5 protein-coding genes are annotated in these 7064 nt (G+C 44.0%); 1 reads left to right on the top strand and 4 read right to left on the bottom strand.

Annotated elements, in window-relative coordinates; translation table 11 throughout:
• Nucleotides 1-376 precede the first annotated feature (376 nt).
• The 3 genes from dnaK to WC615_RS07190 form a co-directional block, all read right to left on the bottom strand.
• Entirely contained in the window at nt 377-2284 is a 1908-nt protein-coding gene (dnaK, locus tag WC615_RS07200) for a molecular chaperone DnaK (protein ID WP_372977435.1), read from the bottom strand.
• 309 nt (nt 2285-2593) lie between these two features.
• Nucleotides 2594-3319, bottom strand: coding sequence for a LytR/AlgR family response regulator transcription factor (locus tag WC615_RS07195; RefSeq protein WP_372977434.1), 726 nt, complete (start codon nt 3317-3319; stop codon nt 2594-2596).
• A complete protein-coding gene (locus tag WC615_RS07190; RefSeq protein ID WP_372977433.1) occupies nt 3316-4440 on the bottom strand; it encodes a sensor histidine kinase in 1125 nt (374 codons plus the stop codon). Before WC615_RS07190 ends, WC615_RS07195 begins: the two co-directional genes overlap by 4 nt.
• Nucleotides 4441-4681: 241 nt before the next feature.
• On the opposite strand from WC615_RS07190, the gene WC615_RS07185 reads away from it, so the two are divergent.
• Nucleotides 4682-4993: a hypothetical protein gene (locus WC615_RS07185; protein WP_372977432.1), complete on the top strand. Its 312-nt coding sequence runs from the start codon at nt 4682-4684 to the stop codon at nt 4991-4993.
• A 64-nt stretch (nt 4994-5057) separates the two neighbouring features.
• On the opposite strand, the gene ispG is transcribed toward WC615_RS07185, so the two are convergent.
• Nucleotides 5058-7064, bottom strand: a complete 2007-nt coding sequence (gene ispG, locus WC615_RS07180; protein ID WP_372977431.1) for a (E)-4-hydroxy-3-methylbut-2-enyl-diphosphate synthase — start codon at nt 7062-7064, stop codon at nt 5058-5060.

Here is a 7064-nt window from a genome sequence, read left to right as displayed (position 1 = left end):
AGCGGCGGTGGAAAAACTACTATCGCAAAGTTCAAAAAAAAGAGATGCCTATTACGGTGTAAAATTATATTTGTAGCTCAATTAATCAATATATAAAACCGTCAACTTATTTCAGGACGAGACAACCTGTTCCATTTTTTGCGAAATGGAACAAAATGGAACAGCAGTTTTAACAGCGAAAGCCAAAAAATGCACGTTTCAGTGAACAAGGTTAACGCCTAATCCTTCGACAAGCCCGGACTTTATATCGCCACGCCTTCTTTCGAGCGCAGCGCGTAGCAACGACGAATAGTTTTTCACCTCGCTATAACGGGCTTATTAAGCACAAAAAAGGCCGGTACAAATTGTACCGGCCTTTTACTATATATTGGGGTAATTATTTTACCTCTTCAAAATCAACATCTGTTACGTTGTCAGCACCACCTTCGGGTTGGCCACCGGCAGCCTGACCTGCGTCAGCACCTGGTTGCGCACCGCCATCGGCAGATGCTTTGTACATATCTTCAGATGCAGCAGTCCATGCAGCGTTTAGTTCTTCCTGTGCAGGCTCAATGGCAGCCAGGTCTTTAGCAGCATAAGCTGTTTTCAATTTCTCAAGTCCGGCTTCAATAGCGCCTTTTTTATCGGCAGGGATCTTATCACCGTACTCTTTCAATTGTTTCTCGGTAGAGAAGATCAGGGCATCAGCAGAGTTCAGTTTTTCAACTTCTTCTTTTGCTTTCTGATCCGCCTCAGCATTAGCTTCAGCTTCGTCCTTCATCTTTTTGATCTCGGCATCAGTTAAACCTGATGATGCTTCGATACGGATCTTTTGCTCTTTACCGGTAGCTTTATCTTTTGCAGATACATGTAATATACCGTTTGCATCAATATCGAAGGTTACTTCAACCTGAGGCACACCACGAGGTGCCGGTGGTATACCATCCAGGTGGAAACGGCCTATGGTACGGTTACCCGCTGCCATTGGGCGCTCGCCCTGTAATATGTGGATCTCAACAGATGGCTGGCTATCAGACGCTGTAGAGAATGTTTCTGATTTTTTGGTTGGGATAGTTGTGTTCGATTCGATCAGTTTGGTCATTACACCACCCATAGTTTCGATACCCAATGATAACGGGGTAACATCTAACAACAACACATCTTTAACCTCGCCGGTTAATACACCACCCTGTATAGCTGCACCAATAGCAACAACTTCATCAGGGTTAACACCTTTTGACGGCGCTTTACCAAAGAATTTTTGCACCGCTTCCTGTATAGCAGGGATACGGGTTGAACCACCTACCAAAATAACTTCGTCGATATCTGAAGTGCTGTAACCTGCGTTTTTCAAAGCAGTTTTACAAGGCTCAATAGTACGTTTGATCAGGCTATCGGCCAATTGCTCAAATTTTGCACGGGTTAAGGTTTTAACCAAGTGTTTAGGGCCTTCAGCACCGGCAGTGATGTATGGTAAGTTGATCTCTGTTTGAGTAGAGCTTGACAATTCAATCTTAGCTTTCTCGGCAGATTCTTTTAAACGTTGTAAAGCCATTGGGTCTTTACGCAGGTCAACACCTTCGTCGCTTTTAAATTCGTCAGCCATCCAGTCAATGATCACCTGGTCAAAGTCGTCACCACCTAAGTGAGTATCACCATCGGTAGATTTTACTTCGAAAACGCCATCACCTAACTCCAGTACAGATACGTCATGCGTACCACCACCACAGTCAAACACAGCAATTTTCATATCCTTGTGCGCTTTATCCAAACCGTAGGCAAGGGCAGCAGCAGTAGGCTCGTTAATGATACGGCGAACTTTTAAACCAGCAATTTCACCGGCTTCTTTAGTTGCCTGGCGTTGTGCATCGTTAAAATAAGCCGGTACGGTAATAACCGCTTCGGTAACTTCATGGCCCAAAAAGTCTTCAGCAGTTTTCTTCATTTTCTGAAGGATCATTGCAGAAATCTCTTGCGGGGTATATTTACGGTCGCCAATTTCAACACGCGGGGTGTTGTTGTCGCCTTTAACTACTTTGTATGGTACACGGCCAACTTCCTGGGTAACTTCATTAAAGTTGTTACCCATAAAGCGTTTTATAGAATAAATAGTTTTTGTTGGGTTTGTAATGGCCTGGCGTTTTGCCGGGTCACCAACCTTACGCTCACCATCGTTAACAAAAGCCACAACAGAAGGCGTAGTACGTTTTCCCTCGCTGTTAGCAATAACTACAGGTTCGTTACCTTCCATTACCGCTACGCAGGAGTTTGTTGTTCCTAAGTCAATTCCAATTATTTTAGACATATTATGATTTGATTTTTTTTATTGATTACTGATTATACACCTATTTATCAATGCCTGTGCCAATATGCATTTGGCAGAAAAAATATATCGCATATGTCAGTTAATATCCAAACAGTCAGCCGCAGTTACTTTGCGGTGACATGTTGGCAGGATTTTGACTGGGAGAAATGATAAAATTAGACCTGTCATTTCGAAACGATAGTGTGAAATCCTGTTTCATCATCAAAAGTTCGCCGCCTGCCATTTGAACAAGATTTCTCCTCGCTGTCGCTCGTTCGAAATGACATTTTCCTCAAAACTGTAATTATCTCAACTAAACTGCTCAGCCTTTAATCTCTTCTGTACTTCCTGTTTGTAGTTTCTGCCTATGGGTAACTCATGCCCGTTAATATCCAGCCGGTAGGAATAAAAAGAATCGATCTTGCCCAGGGCTATCAAAAACGAACGATGGATCCGAATGAATTTATTATCGGGCAGCATTTCTTCCAGCAGGCTTATCTTTTGTTTGCTAACGTAAGTTTGCTCTTTGGTGATTACCTTAACATAATCGCGCAGGCTTTCTATCCATAAAATATCGTTAATGTTTATTTTAACGGTTTTACGCTCTACCTTCAGGTAAATAAATGCTTCATGGTCGCCAACGGGTACTTCATGAGTAACCATCGCTTTGTTTTGATGATCATGCATCTGGTAAACCTTATCTATCGCGCGCATAAAACGCTCAAAAGAGATAGGCTTCAACAGGTAATCTATGGCGTTCAGTTCAAAGCCCTCTAAAGCATATTCGCTATAAGCGGTGGTAAATATAACCTTGGGCGGGTTTTTAAGGCTCCTCAACAGGTCGGTACCTTTTATACCCGGCATCTGGATATCTAAAAACATCAGGTCTACCTGTTTTTGCTGCAATAGCTGAAAAGCTTGTATCGCGTCGCCACATTTGCCCACCAGTTCCATCTCGCTGAATTTAGCAAGATATCCTTCTATGATCTCGATAGCATAAGGCTCGTCATCAACAATCAGTACACGTGTTTTCATGCAGGTACTAATTGTTTTGATAATTGGGCTTGTTTGGCGGGTTGCATTACCGGCGATAGTTCCACATCCAGCACAATCAGGAAGGTGTCTTCCTCATCCATTATTTTTAAATAATGCGTACCCGGATAAAGCAGATTTAGGCGTTTAATAACATTACTTAAGCCAATCCCCGCCCCCCCCTCACCGGAAGCTTCTTTCGTCGGGTTATTATTTGATACCTTGAGTTTAACCCAGTTATCCCTCACGGCAATATCAATATTAACCCATACCTGGCCTGTGGTTTCGCTTGCGCCATGCTTAAAGGCATTTTCAATAAAAGGTAAAATAATTAAAGGAGCGATCTGCTTATTCTTTAAGCTTCCGCTGATATTAAAGTTGATGTCTATCCTGTCTTCGTACCGTAATTTTTCAAGATTAACATATTGCTGCATCATAAATATCTCTTTCTCCAATGGCACTTCATCCGCGCTGCACTCATAAAGCATATAACGCAATATACCCGACAACCCCAGGATTAACTCCGGCGATTTTGGTGAATTGTTTAAACTTAACGCGTAAAGATTATTAAGGGTATTAAACAAAAAATGAGGATGAATTTGTGCCTTTAACGCGCCAAGTTCGGCCTCTAAAGCGGCCTGTTTACGCTCGTACCACATTTTAAAAAGCTTAACGGCCAGCACAAAGCCCATAATGAGGTTGGTACCCTTAAATGCATTTACAAGCCCTACCGTATTAAATAAAGATTGAAAAAACGGCCCATTGTTGATGCTCAGGTAATCAGGATCGGTGATATGTTGCGTTTCTATCAGGTAGGGGATAACAAATATTAACCCGCTTGAACGGCTGAGCAACATTGATACTACAGCAACAAGCAACGATAATAGCACAAACTTAATATACTTCCCTTTAAACAAATACGCGGGCACTACCCAATAGGCAATTACATAGTAATAGGCAATTTGTACGGGCGCATAAAAAAGATTGTTCCTGAAAGAAACTGCCAAACTAACCTGCACCGAATAGATAACCGTTAATGCAAGCATCACAACCGCCCAGAAAATGATATGCTGCAGCACACGGGGTATGTGCAGATCATCAATCTTAAATTTAACCGCGTTCATCCTCACTAAATTACAGCTATTGTAGCCAAATCATAACAGGCTAATGCCCTTAAATCGACAAACGACATTCTTTTAAAGACAGACTGTATCATTATTAACCCTTGTGTTACTATTTACGATACAGACGCTTATAATACCCCATAAGTTACCGTTTGTATGCAATTAGCCGGCTTATATCGCTTTACCTTTTTAATGGTTTGATACACTGATATTTTAGTTTCATTAATTTAATACAACCAGTATGAAAAAACTCATTATAACATTAATCGCTATTGCGATATATGCCACTAACACTTATGCCCAAAATCTACCGTCGGCACAACCTGTTTCGTGGGTGGTAGAGAGTACCGTTTACCAACCAAAAATCAACACGGTGAAATTTTACGACGACAAGTCGCAGCTTATTTACCAGGAAACCATTTACGGCAAACTGGATGTAAAAAAGAAATACGTACGTGAGGCGCTTAACCAGGCCTGCGAAAAACTGTATGCACAGCGCAGAGATATAAAAAATGCCAACTTGTTAGGCCTGGCATTAAGCATAAAACAATAAAGAAGTTTTTTTTGAAAAACAGTTAAGTGAAGAGAGAGCCGGCGCGAGGCAGGCCCTCTTATTTTTATTCAGCCGGTTCTATCCAGTTACCATCACCTTTGATGATACCGATGAGTTCATCTAATGCATTTGCTGAGCTGATATTCTTCTTTACAGCCTGCTGGCCGCGGTACAGTGTTACCTTATCGGTACCAGAACCAACGTAACCATAATCAGCATCGGCCATTTCGCCGGGCCCATTTACAATGCAGCCCATAATGCCAATCTTAAGCCCTTTAAGGTGACTTGTACGGCTGCGGATCATCTGCGTAGTGATCATCAGATCGAACAGCGTACGCCCACAGCTTGGGCAGGATATATATTCTGTTTTTGAGATACGCGAGCGGGTTGCCTGCAGTATGCCAAAAGCGGTTGACGTAATAACACTTGTTGCCACCTGCGGTGCATCTATCCAGATGCCGTCGCCAAAACCATCAACTAACAAAGCGCCGAGGTCTGTACCTGCAAATAGTTGTAAGTCTTGAGTCTTAAGCTCTAAGTCCTCAGTATCAAAAGAGTATCCGCGTTTAACAATCACCGGCACATCCAGCTCCATTTCCTGTAGATTCAGGAAAAAGGCGCGCTGGTCTGCCATACCATGCAGTTCATCAGTCTCCAGCACAAAAACCAATGATTTATCAAGCGGGATCAATCCGAATGCTTCCGAATCCAGATCGGCATTTTTGATGCGGACCAGGTTCAACGCTGATGTACGGTTGGTACCGGCCTGTATATATTCATCCAGGGTAAACACCGGGTGGCAAAGGGTTTTATTGGCGAGTTTTTGCCAGGTTGGGTAATGGTATAGTTGCTTTAGGTTACCCGGTAGTGTAAACGATGGCAAACTATCGCCCAGGTAAACAAAATCCACGGACTGCTCGGCCATGTTATATTTATCCAGCAATGCCGAATACAGGTAACCGGCATCGTTCATCACGGCCGGGTCTTTGAGATTAGCCTGCGACAGATCAACCACCACCCTTGGCACCATGTGCCCGCCTATAAAGGCGTTAGCCTCGTAGGTCTCGCGTTTTTTGTATTCGTAAGGGGAATGAGCTGAAGGCTGAAAGCCGAAAGCTGAAAGCTCTTTTCCCTCAGCTTTTTGCTTTTCGCTTTGTGCTTTTCGCTCACTGTATCGTTTCACCAGCGCAATAGCCACCGGCGCTTCGGCTTCGGGTTCTTCGGTAAGGGAAACCCGTACGGTATCGCCCAGTCCATCTTCCAGTAAAGTACCGATACCCACGGCAGATTTGATGCGCCCGTCTTCGCCGTCGCCGGCTTCGGTTACGCCCAGGTGCAGCGGGTAGTTCATCCCTTCGGCCACCATGGTTTGCACCAGCAGCCGATAGGCCTGTACCATTACCTGCGGATTACTGCTTTTCATACTTACCACCAGGCTATAATAACCCAATGTTTCGCACATGCGGATAAATTCCATAGCGCTCTCTACCATGCCCTGCGGGGTATCGCCGTATCGGCTCATAATACGGTCGCTCAGCGAGCCATGGTTGGTACCGATGCGCATGGCAGTACCATATTCTTTACAGATGTTTACCAATGGGGTAAACTTTTGAAAGATGCGATCCAGTTCGCCTTTATATTCAAGGTCGGTATATTCTATTTGGTCAAATTTCTTTTTATCGGCGTAGTTGCCGGGGTTTACGCGTACCTTTTCAACAATACGGGCGGCTACCTCGGCCGCATTGGGGGTAAAGTGTATATCGGCAACCAGCGGTACGTTGTAGCCACGCATACGCAGTTGCTTTTTGATCTCGGCAAGGTTGTTTGCTTCTTTGATGCTGGGTGCGGTGATGCGTACATACTCGCAGCCGGCATCAACCATCCGGATGGTTTGCTCAACCGTACCAAGGGTATCCATGGTGTCGGTTGTGGTCATGCTTTGGATACGGATAGGGTTATTGCCGCCCATTGGCACATCGCCGATGGCAACCTCGCGGGTCACAAAACGCGAATAATCGGTTAATGAGTTACAGTAACGGCCTTGCAGCATTTTCACAGCATCAGCATTCAT

The sequence above is a fragment of the Mucilaginibacter sp. genome (genome assembly GCF_041663085.1).
Lineage (GTDB): Bacteria > Bacteroidota > Bacteroidia > Sphingobacteriales > Sphingobacteriaceae > Mucilaginibacter.
Note: the sequence above shows the minus strand (reverse complement) of the source record. Positions and strands in the feature narration are given on the sequence as shown.